At 62.3% G+C, this 16405-nt stretch carries 18 protein-coding genes; 8 read left to right on the top strand and 10 right to left on the bottom strand.

What is annotated here, in order from left to right; genetic code table 11:
• Positions 1–32: 32 nt before the first annotated feature.
• A complete protein-coding gene (locus HY17_RS01610; RefSeq protein ID WP_034761499.1) occupies positions 33–713 on the bottom strand; it encodes an FMN-dependent NADH-azoreductase in 681 nt (226 codons plus the stop codon).
• Positions 714–956: 243 nt separating this feature from the next.
• On the opposite strand from HY17_RS01610, the gene HY17_RS01615 reads away from it, so the two are divergent.
• Positions 957–1817, top strand: coding sequence for a LysR substrate-binding domain-containing protein (locus HY17_RS01615; protein ID WP_175354400.1), 861 nt, complete (start codon positions 957–959; stop codon positions 1815–1817).
• Between the two features lie 99 nt (positions 1818–1916).
• On the opposite strand, the gene HY17_RS01620 is transcribed toward HY17_RS01615, so the two are convergent.
• The 5 genes from HY17_RS01620 to HY17_RS01640 all read right to left on the bottom strand — a co-directional run bounded on the left by HY17_RS01620 (position 1917) and on the right by HY17_RS01640 (position 6586).
• Positions 1917–2714: a S1/P1 nuclease gene (locus HY17_RS01620; protein WP_034761506.1), complete on the bottom strand. Its 798-nt coding sequence runs from the start codon at positions 2712–2714 to the stop codon at positions 1917–1919.
• A 52-nt stretch (positions 2715–2766) separates the two neighbouring features.
• Entirely contained in the window at positions 2767–3618 is an 852-nt protein-coding gene (locus tag HY17_RS01625) for a ribokinase (RefSeq protein WP_034761510.1), read from the bottom strand.
• On the bottom strand, positions 3615–4538 hold the full coding sequence (locus tag HY17_RS01630; protein WP_034761515.1) for a nucleoside hydrolase: 924 nt from the start codon (positions 4536–4538) through the stop codon (positions 3615–3617). Before HY17_RS01630 ends, HY17_RS01625 begins: the two co-directional genes overlap by 4 nt.
• A complete protein-coding gene (locus HY17_RS01635; RefSeq protein ID WP_034761518.1) occupies positions 4535–5068 on the bottom strand; it encodes a thioesterase family protein in 534 nt (177 codons plus the stop codon). The genes HY17_RS01630 and HY17_RS01635 overlap by 4 nt, the downstream gene beginning before the upstream one ends.
• A gap of 327 nt (positions 5069–5395) precedes the next feature.
• The gene (locus HY17_RS01640) at positions 5396–6586 is read right to left on the bottom strand and encodes a hypothetical protein (protein WP_034761522.1); all 1191 of its coding nucleotides are present in this window, start codon (positions 6584–6586) and stop codon (positions 5396–5398) included.
• Positions 6587–6853: 267 nt separating this feature from the next.
• On the opposite strand from HY17_RS01640, the gene HY17_RS01645 reads away from it, so the two are divergent.
• The 3 genes from HY17_RS01645 (at position 6854) to HY17_RS01655 (ending at position 9585) form a co-directional block, all read left to right on the top strand.
• On the top strand, positions 6854–7747 hold the full coding sequence (locus tag HY17_RS01645; RefSeq protein ID WP_034761525.1) for a stearoyl-CoA 9-desaturase: 894 nt from the start codon (positions 6854–6856) through the stop codon (positions 7745–7747).
• 195 nt (positions 7748–7942) lie between these two features.
• Entirely contained in the window at positions 7943–8638 is a 696-nt protein-coding gene (locus HY17_RS01650) for a vWA domain-containing protein (RefSeq protein WP_051599517.1), read from the top strand.
• Between the two features lie 188 nt (positions 8639–8826).
• On the top strand, positions 8827–9585 hold the full coding sequence (locus HY17_RS01655; protein ID WP_034761529.1) for a vWA domain-containing protein: 759 nt from the start codon (positions 8827–8829) through the stop codon (positions 9583–9585).
• Positions 9586–9705: 120 nt separating this feature from the next.
• On the opposite strand, the gene HY17_RS01660 is transcribed toward HY17_RS01655, so the two are convergent.
• Positions 9706–10254, bottom strand: a complete 549-nt coding sequence (locus tag HY17_RS01660) for a hypothetical protein (RefSeq protein WP_034761532.1) — start codon at positions 10252–10254, stop codon at positions 9706–9708.
• Positions 10255–10369: 115 nt separating this feature from the next.
• Here HY17_RS01660 and HY17_RS01665 point away from each other — a divergent pair, with 115 nt between their 5' ends.
• Positions 10370–10801, top strand: a complete 432-nt coding sequence (locus HY17_RS01665) for a universal stress protein (RefSeq protein ID WP_081812915.1) — start codon at positions 10370–10372, stop codon at positions 10799–10801.
• A gap of 220 nt (positions 10802–11021) precedes the next feature.
• Positions 11022–12074, top strand: coding sequence for an aspartate-semialdehyde dehydrogenase (locus tag HY17_RS01670; RefSeq protein WP_034761539.1), 1053 nt, complete (start codon positions 11022–11024; stop codon positions 12072–12074).
• 62 nt (positions 12075–12136) lie between these two features.
• Here HY17_RS01670 and HY17_RS01675 read toward each other — a convergent pair whose 3' ends face one another.
• From HY17_RS01675 to HY17_RS01685, 3 genes are all read right to left on the bottom strand, one after another.
• Positions 12137–13312, bottom strand: coding sequence for an acetyl-CoA C-acetyltransferase (locus tag HY17_RS01675; RefSeq protein WP_034761542.1), 1176 nt, complete (start codon positions 13310–13312; stop codon positions 12137–12139).
• Positions 13313–13408: 96 nt separating this feature from the next.
• The gene (locus HY17_RS01680) at positions 13409–14497 is read right to left on the bottom strand and encodes a glutathione S-transferase family protein (RefSeq protein ID WP_051599518.1); all 1089 of its coding nucleotides are present in this window, start codon (positions 14495–14497) and stop codon (positions 13409–13411) included.
• Between the two features lie 75 nt (positions 14498–14572).
• Positions 14573–15163 carry a TetR/AcrR family transcriptional regulator gene (locus HY17_RS01685; RefSeq protein ID WP_034761547.1) on the bottom strand — a complete coding sequence of 197 codons (591 nt, stop codon included), beginning with the start codon at positions 15161–15163 and terminating at the stop codon, positions 14573–14575.
• Between the two features lie 66 nt (positions 15164–15229).
• On the opposite strand from HY17_RS01685, the gene HY17_RS01690 reads away from it, so the two are divergent.
• Complete coding sequence (locus HY17_RS01690) at positions 15230–15865, top strand: NAD(P)-dependent oxidoreductase (RefSeq protein WP_034761550.1); 636 nt, start codon at positions 15230–15232, stop codon at positions 15863–15865.
• 32 nt (positions 15866–15897) lie between these two features.
• A complete protein-coding gene (locus HY17_RS01695; RefSeq protein ID WP_065382975.1) occupies positions 15898–16386 on the top strand; it encodes a DUF1772 domain-containing protein in 489 nt (162 codons plus the stop codon).
• Positions 16387–16405: the final 19 nt, after the last annotated feature.

The raw sequence follows: 16405 nt of genomic DNA on the forward strand, positions 1-16405 counted from the left end.
ATTGAAGGGGCCGGATTACGTCGGCCCGTATTTCAGGCTGCTTGCCGTGCCGCCGTGAGACGCGCAACCAGCGCGTCGATCGACTGTTCCGCCTTGGCGAGCGAAGTCTGCAGACGCTCGTCGGCGAACTCGTCGTACTCCACGGCGATTGAGTGCATCTGCGTGATACCGATATAGGCGAAGGGTGTCCGCACGCCGGGCTCGACATGGTTGCTTTTTTCAAGCCGCTCGCCGGGCTCGTACCCGAAATCGCCGCGCGAGGAGAGAACGACCAGTTGTTTGCTTGCGGGCACCATCGGCCAATAGGGTTCGCCATCGCGGCTGCGGTCAAAGCCGAAGGTCCTGCCGACGCGCACGATGTTGTCGATATAGGCCTTGAACTGAGCCGGAACGCCGAAATTGTACATCGGCACCCCGGCGACGATTAGGTCGGCGTTCAGCAATTCATCGACAAGCGTATCGCTTTCGGCCAACACCTCGTGCATCCAGGCCTCCCGCTGATCAGCCGGTGTGAAGGCGGAATGAATCCAGCGACCGGTCACCGGCGCCGGAGGGGTCTGTCCAACATCGCGGTAGAGGATCGTGTCGTGCGGCCGGATTGTGCGCCAGGCCTCGACAAATTTTGCGCTCAGACGCCGGCTATGCGAGCCGAACTGTGTTTCGTCCGAGCGGCCGGGGCGGGCGCTTGCATCGATATGCAGAATGGTGGCCATGTGAATTCTCCTGGTTCTGAGGCATGTCGCCGGTTCTCAAGGGCCATATTTTTCATTCACGGGGCCGTTCTACAAAGACATGTTTTGGACCAATGCATGAGAAGAAATCATCTATTGATTCAATCGATCACTACCTATCGCTCAGTTTCATGCGATCTCGTCTTTGCTGAGAGAGAAATTCCAATTCGAAAACTTCTTTGATGATGAAGTCAGGCTCATGTATGAGGGGGTATGCTCCGTGCCATGCCTTCCCTCATCTCGCTGCGCGCGTTCGATGCTGCTGCCCGTCTCGGGAGCTTCAAGGACGCCGCAGACGAACTTTCGGTGTCGCCGACCGCCGTGTCGCACCACATTCGCGGGCTGGAACAGGCGCTCGACGTACAGCTCTTCGTGCGCGAGACGCGCGCGGTGCATCTGACCGAGACCGGGCGGCGGCTGTCTGAGCGGCTGGCCTCCGCCTTCACCGAGATCGCCGACGCGCTGAGCGAGGTTCATGCCACCGAACACGAACTGACCGTGACGACCACCCCGGCCTTCGCTGCACTCTGGCTTGTGCCGCGAATGGAGGCGTTTCACGCGGCGCATCCCGATATCCGCTTGAGGCTCGAAACCGGCACGGTACCTGTGGATCTTGCGCGAGACCGGCGGATCGATCTGGCGATCCGGTACGGCGTCGATGAAGGGCCTTTGCTGGCGTGCGCGCTGCCGCCGGAGCGGATCGGCCTCTATGGGGCGCCGAACATGGTCGCGGCGCTTGGCGGGCGCTTGAATGGCGCAACAATCCTGAGCACCGAGTGGGAACAACCGGGCCTGCCGCCCATAACGCCCGAAGCGTGGATTGCGGCTGCGTCAGCCGATGACAAGCCCGAGCTGCGGCAGTTTGAGCAGGAGCACCATGTTGCACAATGCGCGATCGCCGGGCAGGGGTTGGCGCTCATCAGCAACCTGCTTGCGGGGGATCTGGTGGCGCGCGGGCTGCTGACGCCTTTCCGGCCGGACATCCAGTTGCGGGGACTCTCCTACAGCGTGCTCTGCCTTCCGGAGCGGGTCCGGGTACGGAAGATCGCGCGCTTCATTTGCTGGCTTGAGGCTTCATGCGAATAGGACGGATCCGAGTTGGCCTGTCGCAGACGGTGAAAATCTCTGTTGCAACGAAGGCTTCCGTCGATCACCTGCCAATGGACAAACAGCTGCAGACGGTTTTTATTCCGCCTGTGCTACCGTTTCGTCAGCGAACATCTCGTTCAGATACGCTGCCAGCCGTACGCCCCCCTTCGACAGTTGTTGGCGCAGGAAACCGCGGGTCTTGTAGACATAGTCGTAGGAGAGGATCTGGCTGTCCGGATAGATCTGGTCACGGATGGCCGCGCTCTCGTCGGCCCACTGGCCCGGCGTTGCGGCAGACCAGACGAGCACATCCTCAGCGGTGATCTTGGCGGTCAGCCAATCGGTCCATTCGGTGTAGGAGAGTTCCTGATTGTTGATCAGCAGCTCGTCCCAGACTTCGTGCAAATTGGTCCGCTCTTCAAAGAAGTAGCAGGTGAAGAGGTTCGCGCCCCGGTCTGTGCCGTTGCCGGCATGCAGCGGCTGCTGCAGATCACCGACAAGGTGGATGATGAAGCGGAGCGCCAGCTGGCGCTGTTCCGGCGGCTGGGTCTCATCGATGGCGATGGCGCGGAAATGTTCGAGCGCCGTGATCGCGTTGCCCTCCGGCGGCGGGGTGATGTCCGCATAGACCTCGCCTTCCGGGATGGTGACATAGTGCCAGGGATTTGCCTCGCGGCGCCAGAAGTCAGACGAGTCGGAGCGCATGAAATCCGGCCAGTCGGAAGCCTCTGCCATGCTCTCCGCGCCGAGGATCTCTTTCACCGCTGCGGCGGCCTCATCGCTCAGATATTCGTCTCCAATGGCGGCGACGACGCGGTGGCCGGTCTTGCCCCAGGCATGGGCGGGCGAGGCCGCAAGAGCGGCAAGGGCGAGGCTGAGCAGCAGGCGGCGCATGGCAGGTCTCCGGCAGGGAACGGGGCGGGAAAGGGTTACCCGACTGTTGGCGTCATTTCCCGCTAAGGGCAAGCGCATCGACGTCGCGGCGATGCGGCAGGCTCGGCTGGGCGCCGGGCTTTGTGCAGGCGAGCGCCCCGGCGGTGACGGCGAAGGCGAGCGCCTCCTGCGGAGACATGCCTTCAATCAGGGCCACCGTCAGCGCGGCCGTGAACGTGTCCCCGGCGCCGACCGTGTCGACCACCTCTACCTTTGGCGGCGCGGCCCGGGCGATTTCCTGCCCGTCCTTGTAAAGCACCGCGCCCTCCGCGCCGAGGGACACAGCGACCAACGCGCCGGAGGCTTTCAGCCGGTCGCCATAGACCTCTGCCTCAGTCTCGTTGACGGAGATGAGATCCGCTTCGGCCAACAATTCGTCCGGCACGGGCAGGGCGGGGGCGAGGTTCAGGCTGACGAAACCCGTCGCCTTCTTTGCTGCCGCCAGCAGGGCCGGCACAGGCACTTCCAGCACGCCCATCATATGTTCGATCGGCAGGTGCGCGACGTCATCCGGGCGCAGAACATGGTTCGCGCCGGGACAGACGACGATCAGGTTTTCGCCTGACCGTGCATCGACGGCGATCAGTGCCACGCCCGTTGTCTCGCCATTCACATGCGCAACTTCGGAAAGGTCGACACCGCCATCCTGCAACAGTTTCAGCGCTTCGTCGGCCATGTCATCGGCGCCGACGGCCGCGACCAGACGGACCTCTGCGCCAAGGCGCCGGGCGGCCAGGGCCTGGTTCGCGCCCTTGCCGCCGGGATGGCGGGCTAACCGCGCGCCGCCGACCGTTTCACCCGGCCGGGGCAGGGCGGGGCCGGTGCCGACAATGTCGAGATTGATCGAACCGACGACGGTAATCATGCGCGCTCCATCAGCGAGATGATGAGGTCGAAGAAGCCATCCGCGTCGGCGCCTGTCACCCAGTCGTGCGGGCCGCCCGGCGCGGCGGCGAGACAGGTCTGGCCGAAGCGTTCGCCTTCCTCGGTCACGATGCTGACATGTGTCGACTTCACATCGAACAGGTGCGGCGCCAGCAGGAAGGCGACCGTGGAGGGGTCGTGCATGGGCGATTTGCGGCCTTCCTTCCACCGGCCTTCCAGCTCGTTGCCGGCTTCCAGCAGCTGCACCATGATCTGGGCGCGCTCGGTCGGAATGGTTTTCAGCCGCTCGATACGCGGCAGTTCGGCCCGCACGGTGTGGGTGACATCGAGGCTCATCACGGTCGCGCGGATGCCCGATTTGAACACGATGGCCGCCGCGTGCGGATCGGCGAAGATGTTAAACTCGGAGAAGGGCGTGATGTTGCCGCCCTCGCTGTCCGCGCCGGCCATCAGGACAAGGCGGGAAATGCCCTGCGCAATGGACGGATCTAGGATCAGGGCAGCGGCGATATTGGTCATCGGGCCGGTCACGACGAGCGTGTATTCGCGGGGGTCAGCCGCTTTCAGCGTATCGACGAGGAAGGTCACCGCATGGCCGTCGGCGAGTGGCATGTCAGGCTCGAACGGGTCGAGGCCAGCGATGCCGCTTGTCCCGTGAAAGTCCTCTGCTGTGACAGGCGCGCGCAGGATCGGGGCAGGGCAACCCGCATAGACCGGCACGTCCACCCGGCCCATCAACTGGCACATCATGCGGGCATTGCGGCTGGTCAGCGCCAGCGGCACGTTTCCGGCAACGGTCGTAATGGCGCGCACGTCGAGCGTGTCGCTCGCCAGCGCCATCATCAACATAACGGCGTCATCGACCCCGGGATCGCAATCTATGATCAGCGGCAGGCTCATGCGTGGGACGCCCGTTCGGCCCTCAGATCGGCAATCGCATCAAGGAATGGCTTTTCCAGGGGCGGGCTGTCCATGGGCATTCCGATTGCTTCCAGTGCCATGTCTGCTGTGACCCTTTCTTTCCCGCGCCCTTTGAGCCGCGCGATCATGCGGCTGGTGGCGACCGTGCGGCCCTTCGAAATGAAGGTATGCCGGAAACACATATAGGTGCCGTCCCAGCCGACCATACGGGTCTGCAGTTCGAATTTCTGGGGAAACTTCATGGAGCGAAAATAGGTCAGCGCTTCATGCTGGATGATCGGCACCCAGCCGCGTGACCGGAACGCTTTCATCGTGCCGGTCCGGAACATGAAATTCATGATGCCGAGATCGGTAAACGAGGCGTAGCGGGAATTGGTCATGTGTCCCATCGGGTCATGGTCGCCGAGCCAGACGGCAGAGCGGATCGTGTGCACATCCAGGATGTGGGTTTTCGTCTTTGAAAACCAGGCCGAGAGCATGATCCGGAGGAGCCGGAAAAACAGGTTCATGGGGGCAGAACGCCTCCTCGTCACAGATCCAGACACGACGGAAAGTTGCTACAGGCCTGTAGTCTTCACTACACTGCCAGGCTTCCTCCCGAGCGCGACTATGAGGCGGAGCGCGCCGATTGCAAGTCAAAGACGGGCCTTTGCCGCTTGCATCGCAGCCCGCCCGGAAAAAGACGCAAAAAAATGGGCCAGTTCTTTCTGAACTGACCCAATGAGCAGGTAAGATGGAGAAGCACCAGTATTGGGACTTCGTAAGAGCGTATGCCCGCCACGGCCTGAGCGTTCCAAAAAAACTGCCAATTATAGTTAATAAAACAAGGATTTGAGTTAACCGGACCTGCGGCGCCCGTAGAGGATCAGCAGGGCGACCAGTCCAATCGATGTGCCCTGGCTGGAGAAAACCTCCAGCATCAGGGCGAAGAACCAGGAGGGGAAATTGGTGCGGGTCTGGGCCTCGGTTAGCAGGTTGCCATTCCCTTGTCCCAGCAGTTCGGCATTGGCCGCTTCGATCTTTGTCTGCAGCTCGTCGCGGCGTTTGGCGAGGCCCAGTTCGTTTTGGGCATCGCGATAGGGTTTCTGCTCCGTGCGCCCAACGCGTTCCACTTCAGAGAGATAGGCTTCCAGCCCTTCGACAGACCGGGTTTCCGGCGGAATGCCTTCCAGCTGGCGGCGCCAGTCGGCGATCTGGGATTCCAGCACGCTGCGGTTGGCATCCGCGCGCACGATTTCTTCTGCGGCGGCCGTATTGTTCGCCGCGATATAGCGCTCGGTGCCGATGATGGAGGTGCCCATGCCGGCGAGAGCGAAGATCAGCGCGCGCCAGCCTTCCTTCATGCGGTGATTGGCCGTGTGCCAGTAGAAGAAGGTGAAGCCGCCAAAAGAGATGACGGCCGCGATGACGCCGGTCCAGCCCCAGATGCCCGACTGGATCGGATCGGCGACCGAACTCGAAAAAGCCTGGTAGTTCGCAAAACCGGAGAGGGCCGCGGCGGCCAGCCCCGCCGACAGGAAGACCAGCGCCAGGAGGGAGATGATGAACTTCTCTCCGTTGAAGGGCTTCTTTTCCTTGGGTTTGAGGTGCGGGAAGCGTGCTTCCAGCTTGTCCGCCTCGCTGAGGGTTTTGACCTTTGCCTCGTGTTTCGCAAGGTTCCGGCTCACCTTGGCAGGCGCCGGCGTAAAGTCGGCATCCTGAACGACAGGACGCACCGCCGGGACCGGAGCTTCATCTTCCCGGATCAGCTCGGCTTCCAAGGGAAGGGGTTGCAGTTGCTTTACACGTTGGCGGCGGACCTCTTCTTTCAGGCGGATCAGCCCTGTGAAACTGCCTTCGGAACCGCAATTCGGGCATCCAAACGTGCCGAGCCGTGGATTGAGAACCAGCGAGCTTTCCCCGCCATCGCGACAGTCCGGCGTCAGGTCGCACAGCGTGCGGACTTCGCTTTCATCCTGGCTCGACTCGAAGTCGACCCCAAGTTCCTCAAGCTGCTGGATCGCCTGCAGGAGACGTTCATCCGCCATGAAGTTCTGACCCCGTTCGCATGGCGCGAACGCGCCCCGGCACCCGGTTTGTCTATCCGAATCCCCGCGCCCCAGTCACCCCCATCTGGCACCCCCATCTGGCACCCGCACCGGCTGAGCCCCAAAGTGCGGCGGCAGCGCAAGCAGAATAACGCATACGTGACGCCTGTTTCATCTTTACGGGGGCGGCGTACTCCTTAAGGATGGTCCAGCCTGCCGGACGGAAACTAATCCAGTGGGAATCTGCTTGTCATCTGGAGGAACTGAATGACCCTGCCGCGCTCCATTGCGATCCCGAAGAACTGGAAGACCTTCAATTTTGCCAGCTTTTTCTCGGCTATCGGCTATCCCGTCCTGGGTGTTGCGCTGTTCGTGACCATGGTTCTGCTGGGTATTTTCCTCAGCCATCTCACTTTCCACTGGTGGTACCTGCTGATCGCGTTCGCCGTGACCGCCTTCACGATCTTCGTCTGCAATGCCGGGATCGGACCGTTGCACCGCATCCTGCAGCACCGGGCAGGGGAACTCGCCGTGCCGGGACAGGTGCTGACCATGATCAATCTGGTCATCGCCATGCAGGGCAATGTGAAGGACTGGGTGAACTATCACTCCCAGCATCACCGCTTCTCCGACAAGCCGGGCGACCCGCACAACCCGTTCGAATCCAAGCGCTGGGCCTGGGTCGGCTGGATCCTGTGGCGCGACGAAAAAGACACCCAGCGCCCGCTGGCCATGTGGCTGAAGAACCAGCCAGTCATCGTCTGGATGGACCGTTTCTACAATGAAATCAGCCTTGTGGTGCACCTCGTCATTCCGGCGGCGATCTATCTGATCGTCTGGGCGGCGGGCGGATCCCTGCTGCTGACGGCGCTGATCCATGCCAGCGTGGTGATCGGCCGGGCGATCCAGTTCCATGCGACCGTCTACGGCATCAACGTGCTGGGCCACCTGAAAACGCCAATCTGGGCAGATCACCTGATCGGTCTCCTGACCGGCGGCGAGGCCTTCCACGACCATCACCATTCCGAGCCGACCAGCGCGCTGCACCGTCCGCGCAAGGGCATGTGGAACCGGATCGTCGATTATAACGGGACGATCCTGCTTGCGATGGAGAAAATCGGCTGGGTCCGGAACCTGCGCATCGCGCCGCAATTTGCCTGATCATCGGCCTGCAAAGGCAATGAAGAACACCATGTATACACCGTTCATAGCGGCCGGCTTTGGCCGGGTGCGGACCAAAAACAAGAGACCGGGAGCGTGCGCGCCTCCCGGTCTTTTTTATTTTCTCACTTGTGCGGGCAGATCCTCTCCCCATCTCGGCTGACGGGCCGGGGGGCCAGCAGAGGAGGGACTCCCATGGCCCAGACAGACACCCAGGCCAAAATACACTCCTATATTCTTCTCGACCGCACCGGCTCGATGTCTCCCATCTGGGACGAGGCGTTGAGCTCGGTGAATGCCTATGCCGCCAGCATCGCCGGTCAGGCCGGGGACGTCGTGCCTCAGATCACGCTTGCCGTGTTTGACGCGCAGGACGGCCTGCAATTCGACGTGCTGCGCCGCAGCGTCCAGCCGGATGGCTGGCAGTCCGTCACCGACAAGGAAGCGAGCCCCCGCGGCATGACGCCCCTGTTCGATGCCATCGCGCGTCTGATTTCCATGGCGGAGGCCGACAATCCGGAAAAGGCCGTCATCGTCATCATGACCGATGGAGAGGAGAACGCCTCCCGCGAAGTGACGAAGGCCGGTGTGAAAGCTGCGCTCGACCGGGCAGAGAAACGCGGCTGGGAAGTCGTCTTCCTCGGCGCGGAGTTTGCGAACTTCTCCGACGCCGACGCGGTCGGCATCTCCGCGCGCAAGACCATGGCCATGGGCCGTGGACGGATGTCGGAATCGATGACCCGGCTCGCCCGCAAGAGCCAGGCCTATTACGCGTCGGCCGCGAGCGCGCCGGTCGAGTTCGACGAAATGGACCGGGAAGAGGCCGGCGAAGCCGATGTCCAGGAGCGGACCGGCCAGAAGCGCAAAGGCTTCTTCATGCGGAAGAAATAAGCCGAAACTGAACACATGTTCAGACTGGAAGGCCCGCCGGCATTCCGGCGGGCCTTTTACCTTCCAAACGGCAACAAGCCGCCACGAACGTGCCCCAATCCTGATTGAACTTTAATCTCAATCGGGCCGTGGGGGCTTGAGACGCACAAGGCCGGCGGTTCCGGCCACCAACTGGAAGGGACGCCAAGATGAAGTCCTTCATCGCCAAACTTACACTCGGAGCCGCCGCAATTGCGCTGGCAGGCGCAGCCAATGCCAAGGTTCCGCCGACGCCGCCGGAAGATCCGGGGGCGGTACATTCCTATATCCTGCTCGACCGGACGGGCTCCATGTCCGACATCTGGGAAGAAGCGCTTGGTTCGGTCAACGCCTATGCCGCCAGCGTTGGCGAGGCCGACGAAGGCGAAATCGACGGCGAGGATATCCAAACCGATGTCACGCTCGCCATCTTCGATTATCAGGACGGCATGCAGTTCGACGTACTGCGCGACAGCGTGAAGGCCGAAGACTGGCACAATGTCACCGATGACGAAGCCAGCCCGCGCGGCATGACGCCCCTGTTCGATGCGATCGGCCGCATGGTGAACCTTGCCGAAGCCGACAAGCCGGAAAAGGCCGTCATTGTGATCATGACCGATGGCCTTGAAAATTCCTCACGTGAACTGACGAAAGACGGCGCGAAGGCCGCTCTGGAACGGGCCGAAGCCAAGGGCTGGGAAGTTGTCTTCCTCGGCGCCGAATTCGCGAGCTTCGATGATGCCGAGAGCATCGGCATGGATGCGCGCAAGACCATGGCCGTCGGGCAGGGCAGCATGCAGGACAGCATGTCGGCGCTCGCCAAGAAATCCCGCGCCTATGGCAAGGGCGAAGAGGCCGAGATCGAATTCAATGAGCAAGACCGCGCCCTCGCCGACGAGGAAGGTGTGAAGGAACGCCAGAACCAATAGCAACCCGTCAGCCTGAACCTCCAACGGGCCGCACCGGCGAACCCCTGCACCCCTGCCGCCCGGAAAAGGAAGCCCGCCTCAGCAATGAGGCGGGCTGTTTTTGAAATATATGCCTCCGCCTTAGTAAGACTGCGCCGGTTTCACGCGAGATTCGGCGCGGTTGGCGTAGTAGCCGGCGATCAGGTCGCTGAGGGATTTTTCGGTGTCGCCATAGTCGATGCCATCCGTCCAGAGGGCGGCGGAGCAGAGGTCTGACACGAACGGTCCCATCCGGTTGCTGTCAGGATCTACGCCGTCATAGGATTCGCCCCGGATGTCATAGGCATGCGCGTTCGTCTGATGGAACGTGTCCAGCAGGCAGGCGCGTTCTTTCGGGGAGGTTGTGGCGGCCAGATCAGGCCAGTCCTCGCCCGGATAGGGCTCCATCTCGCAAAGGCTGAAGACGGTCGCGGTCGTCAGGCCATCGCAGGCGGGCGGGGCGGGCAGGATTTCCGCCATCAGAGTGTTCGCGCGTTCCTGTGCTGCGCGTGCCTCTTCTTGCTGTTCAAGCACGGCGTCCAGCACACGTTGCTCGTCCGACACCTCCGCTGCGCGCTTGTTTCCGTACCAGACAAAGCCTGCGAGCCCGAGGCCGCAGATGAGCAGGATGAACGGGATCAGCGTCTTCATGGGTATCCCCCTTCAGGATCGTTTTTTCGGACCATATCACGCCTTTCCCGGTGCGGCAGGTCATACGCCTGACAAACCGGGCCGAGGCCGTTAGGCTGGCCGGGAGGAGACTTTCATGACTGACCCGACCAGGCCACCCTTTCCGATCACGCAAATTCTAGTCCCCGTGGACATGCGGCACCGGGAGCCTTCGCAGCTGGCGGTGGAATCTGCCGTGTTTCTTGCGCGGCCGTCCGGGGCAAGCGTGTCGATCCTTACCGTCACGAATCCGCTCGGCACGCACCTGACGGAAATGCCTGAAGCGCTGAAGCCGGATTTCGAAGCCTTTGTCGCGTCAGAAGCAGAGCGGCTCGGCATTGCCATCACGCCCTTGTTCGAAAGCCATGAGGCTGTGAACGAGACGATCCAGAAAGTGATCAAGAAGCACGGCGTGGATTTCGTTGTGATGGCAACACATCATCCGCGCCTGACCGATCATCTGTTCGGTTCGCACGCCTCTCAGACGGCGCTGCATGCCAATTGCTCCGTGCTCATCCTGCGGGGGTAAGAGCGTCAAAGCGCTTTACTTCTGACGGCCGTGGCCGTATTCAGCCGCCCATGCTGAAGAAACAGATTATTATTACCCCGAAAACGACCCGCCTTTGCGGGACGTTGCGGGTGTGTGCGATCTGAAACCAGCCACCCTCACCAACGTCCCGCCCAGGCGCGGGACGGCCATTCCCTGACACGGCTCTCCCGCTCTGAAGGCTCCCCAACCGGAGAATGCCATGTCACCCCGTTTCTCAAGATCCAATCCTCCCCGTGTCGGCGTTGTCGGCGCGACCGGCCTCGTCGGCAGCCTGATGCGCGAGCTGCTGGCTGAGCGGGACTTCCCGCTCGCCTCGCTGCGCCTGTTCGCCTCGGCGCGTTCTGCTGGCAGGAAAGTCCCGTTTCGTGACACCGAGATCGTGGTGGAGGACGTTGCCGCGGCGGATGTGTCCGGGCTCGACATCGTCTTCTTCTCGGCGGGCGGAGAAACCTCGCGCCAGTACGCGCCGAAATTCGCGGAAGCCGGCGCGCTCGTGATCGACAATTCCTCCGCCTGGCGGAAGGATCCGGATGTACCGCTGGTCGTGCCGGAGGTGAACGCACATGCGCTCGCGAACATCCCGAAAGGCATCATCGCCAACCCGAATTGCACGACCATGGCGGCGATGCCTGTGCTGAAGCCGCTCCACGATGCCTGGGGGCTGACGCGCCTCTTTGCCTCGACCTACCAGGCCGCTTCCGGGGCAGGGGTGGCCGGATCGGAAGAGCTGACCGCGCAGGTGGCGGCAGCGGCCGCTGGGGACATGGCCGGCCTTGTCGACAATCCGGCGGCGGTGGACTTCCCGGCACCGAAGAAATGGGCCGTGCCGCTCGCCTTCAACGTGGTGCCGATGAACTATGTTCTGGGGGAAGACGGATACACTGACGAGGAACTGAAACTGCGCGACGAGAGCCGCAAGATCATGGGGCTTCCGGACCTGAAAGTCTCCGGCACCTGCGTGCGTGTGCCGGTGATGACCGGGCACAGCCTGTCGATCCATGCCGAGTTCGACCGGCCGGTGTCGGCAGAAGAAGCCGAAACCATGCTGAGGAGGGCGCCGGGCGTGCAGGTGGACCTGGTGCCGAACCCGCTGGAAATGACGGGCAAGGACAATGTCAGTGTCGGGCGTATCCGCAAGGACAGCGCGCTGGACAATGGCCTTGTCCTGTTCGTGGTCGGCGACAATCTCCGCAAGGGTGCGGCGCTGAATGCCGTGCAGATCGCCGAAGCCCTGCTGGACATGGCAGATTAGGCTCAAAGAAAAACGCCGGACCCGCAAAGGTCCGGCGTTTCGTATTACGTTGAAGGCCTGGCTTACAGCGCTTCGATGATGGTGACGTTGGCGATACCGCCGCCTTCACACATGGTCTGCAGGCCATACTTCTTGCCCCGGGCACGCAGGGCGTAGATCAGCGTCGTCATCAGCTTGGTGCCCGAAGCGCCGAGCGGGTGACCGAGCGCAATGGCGCCGCCATTGACGTTCAGTTTCGCCGGGTCTGCGCCATGATGCTTCAGCCACGCGATCGGAACCGGCGCGAAGGCTTCGTTGACTTCATAGAGGTCGATGTCGTCGATCTTCATGCCGGCGCGCTGCAGGGCGCGGTCGGTGGCGAACAGCGGCTCTTCCAGCATGATTACCGGGTCACCGGCGGTGACGGTGAGGTTGTGGATGCGCGCCAGCGGCGTGAGGTTGTGCGCTTTGATGGCAGCTTCGGACGCGACCATCACGCCGGACGAACCGTCGCAGATCTGGCTGGCATTGGCGGCGGTCATGATGCCGTCATCCATCAGGATTTTCAGCTTCGCCATGCCTTCCATGGAGGCGTCGTAGCGGATGCCTTCATCCTTGTCGTGCATCACTTCGTTGCCTTCCGGATCGCGGCCCTTGAGGGCGACGATCTCATCCTTGAAGGCACCAGCCTTGGTGGCCTCGGCGCCGCGCCTGTGGCTTTCCACCGAGAAGGCGTCGAGCTCTTCCTTGGTGTGGCCATGCTTCTTGGCAATCATCTCGGCACCAACGAACTGGCTGAACTGCTTGATGCCGAACTTGTCCTTCACCGATTGCGGCGTCGGGTCCGTCGGCACTTCGAACAGCTTGCCGGCGCGGGCGTTGATGCCCATCGGGCAGCGGGTCATGCTTTCAACGCCGGCGGCGATGACAAGGTCCTGCGTGCCCGACATCACGGCCTGGGCCGCAAACTGGAGGCTCTGCTGCGAGGAACCGCACTGGCGATCGATCGTCACGGCGGGAACGCTCTGGGGAAGTTTCGAGGCCAGGACAGCGGTCCGGCCGATCTGGGCGGCCTGCTCACCGGCCTGCGAGACGCAGCCCATGATCACGTCCTCGATGGCCGCCGGATCAATGCCGGTTTCGTCCACGAGCGCGTTCAGGACCTGCGCGCCAAGATCGCCCGGATGCCATTCGGCGAGGGCGCCGCCGCGGCGGCCGCCGGCGGTACGTTTTGCTGCTACGATATATGCGTCTGCCATGTCACGCGTTCCTCTTCCAATATTGTCGGGGCATTTATACGCCCGGTGACCGGCTGCGCCAGCACTCTCCCAACGGCACCTGCCGCAAGGAGACTGTCAGTTATGGATCTCTGCAAACACCGGCAGCGACTGGCCGAAGGGCGCAGTGGCCGCATTGGCATAGCCGCTGTCCACCTCCGGCAGGCGCAACAATGGATCGATCACGCCGCTGGATTGCAGGACCGGGTCAAGGTCGGCGCGGGCCGCGTCGTCCAGCGCGTGATAGTGCGCCTGCAGCTTTTCAAGGCACCAGACCCGGTACTGGGACGTTTGCAGATCACGATAGGCGGTGCCCTGAATGGTCATGCCATGGCGCGCACCGCCTGCCCGCCAGGCGAGGGCGTTGGCGTTGAGCGCTTCCAGATGTGTTTCCGCGAGTTCACGCAGCAGGGGCAACAGATCGTCCGGGATGCCGCGGACAAGGCCACCGCTGGTGCGGGAGCCGCGGGCATTCCAGACGCGGTAGACCCAGGCCATCACGCCGGAGGCATTTTCCCGCATGATGATGCCAGGCACGGGGTCCATCGCGAAGTGGCGGAAGAGTGGCCCCATCAGACCGATGTCGGCCAGCGTTGGCCGGTCACCCAGCAGGAAAGGCCGTGCCTGAAAGACGGGTTCCAGCAAGTCGAGCAGCTTGAGATAGCTGCCTTCCACATGCGCGCGCGTGTCCGGGGTGACGCCGTCGCGATCGACGAAATTATGCTTCTGGCGTTTCTCCGTCCGCCGCCGTTTCAGGAAGCCGGGCGCCTTGATGTCCCGGCCCATCACATCTGCGATCTGCCGGGCGAGAAGTTTCGAAGAGAGCGGATAGCTCCAGCGGTAATGCATGGCCGGGCGCCAGAGCCATTCGTCGGCATAGTCTTCGATCAAGCGGCAGAGGAAGGCTTGGCCCGGGTCTTCCGGGAGGATCGGTGGGCTAGGGTGCTGGGTTTCGAACCAGTCGATCATCGGGCTGGAATCGGTCATCCAATGGCCGTCCGGCAGTTCCACGGCAGGCATCTGCATGGCGCCGGTCTTTTCAGGGATTGTGTGCATGAACTCCTGCGCGCTCATCGGGCAGAACTCGTAGGGGATTTCCTTGTAGCGCAGATAGGATTCCAGCTTGCCCGTGAAATAGGAAACCTTGAGCCCGTAGACTTTCAGCATGACGCCCTCCCCCGGCCGCATGTAACGGCACTTTAACTGTCAATAGTTGCATCATCTGCCAAAAAGCTGGCGGACTCAAGCGCCCATGACAAACAGGCGGCGGGCGGTGGCGGTGATGTGCTTCAGATACTGCTTCTGCGACCAGCCGCAGACCTGCGTCAGGTGTTCCCAGTTCGGCAGCAGCAAGAGCGTCCAGAGGAGATCCGTCGCTTGCGGTGCTGTCATGCCGGGGGCAAGGTCGCCGTCGCGTTTCAGGGCATTGATGGCGGCTTCACAGCCTTCCCGCATGTCCTGCATCCGCTGGGCCCAGGCGCTGCGGGCTTCCTCATCCGTCGGGCTCATATCGATCAGCGCTCGCCCGATGGGATAGATCTCCGGCAGGTAACCGGCCCATGCTTCAATGAATGCGTCGAGGCGTTCCGAACCGGTCTTTGCCGCCCGGCTTGGGGCGAGGCGCGCGTCGGAGTCTTTCAACTCATCCACATAAAACGTGGTGGCGATCAGCAGGTCTGCGCGGTTGGCGAAGTGCAAATAGACCGCCTGCCGGCTGATGCCGGCGCGCTTGGCAATGTCTGACATCCGCACGCCAGTGCCGCCACCTTCGGTCAGGAGGTCGGCTGTGGCCTGGAGGATTCTTTTACGAGTATCGGGATTGGGGCTTGACATAGTGTCAAGTGATCACCTATTTGACGCCGTGTCAATTGACATCGTGTCAAGCAAAAGGAGGCAATCATGCGAATAGCAGTTTTCGGATCGACCGGCGGTGTTGGGCGGCACGTCGTTGCCCAGGCCCTCAAAAAGGGAATGGCTGTAACGGCGCTTGTCCGGTCCCCCGGCAAGTTGGCGGACCTGCCGCAGGGCCTGACGCTGGTTCCGGGCGATGTGTCGGATGAAGAGGCGGTCTATTACACGGTGGCCGGCGCAAATGCGGTGGTCTGCGCTCTTGGCGCACCCCTGCAGGACAAGAGCGGGATTCGTGCCAGCGGTACGGCCCAGATCATCCGGGCCATGAAAGATGCCTGCGTCGACCGGCTGGTCTGCCTGTCCTCCATCGGGGCAGGGGACAGCTATCCCCTGATCCCGGCGCACTACAAATACCTGCTTGGCCCACTGATGATGGAGCACATGTTCGCCGACCATGAGGCACAGGAAGCAGAGATTGCTGCCTCAGGCCTCGACTGGATCATCGCGCGGCCTGGCCCCTACCGGGATGGCGACCGCACCGGCGCCTATGCGCACGGGTCCAGCAGCCTCGCACCGGACCGGAAGCTGAAATTCCACATCAACCGTGCCGACGTGGCGGATTTCCTGATCCGTCAGCTTTCGGACGATACCTATCTGCACAAACCGGCTTGGCTGACCAGCTGACCGGATCCCCCAATCCCGCAAAGGAGACCCACATGACCCAACAATGGATGCTGTACGCTAGCGAATTTTCCGTGATCGCCTATGCCCTCGTGGCCGGCGTGTTCCTCACCTTTTCCGATTTCGTCATGCGATCGCTTGCGGCGACGCAGCCCGCTGGCGGGATCGAGGCGATGCAACTGATCAACCGCAAAGTGTTCCGTACGCTTTTCATGGTCCTGCTGATCGGTATGGCCGTCGTCTCACCGATAATGGCGGCCTTCGCGATCTGGCAGGAGGGCGGCCCGGCAGCCGCCTGGATCATCGCGGCAGCCGTCACCTATGTGATCGGCTCGTTCGGCGTGACCGTGGTATTCAATGTGCCCATGAATGAACGCCTTGACCGGATGGCACACGACAGCGCCGTCGCCGCAGCCTACTGGCACCGCTATGTCCCGGCCTGGAGTTTCTGGAACACCGTCCGCACGCTCGCCTCAGCCGCGGCTGCCGTCTTCATGCTGATGGCCGTTGTCGAATTGGCCTGACCTTCACTCACAGACTTTT

It is taken from the genome of Hyphomonas sp. CY54-11-8, from assembly GCF_000682735.1.
Taxonomy (GTDB): domain Bacteria; phylum Pseudomonadota; class Alphaproteobacteria; order Caulobacterales; family Hyphomonadaceae; genus Hyphomonas.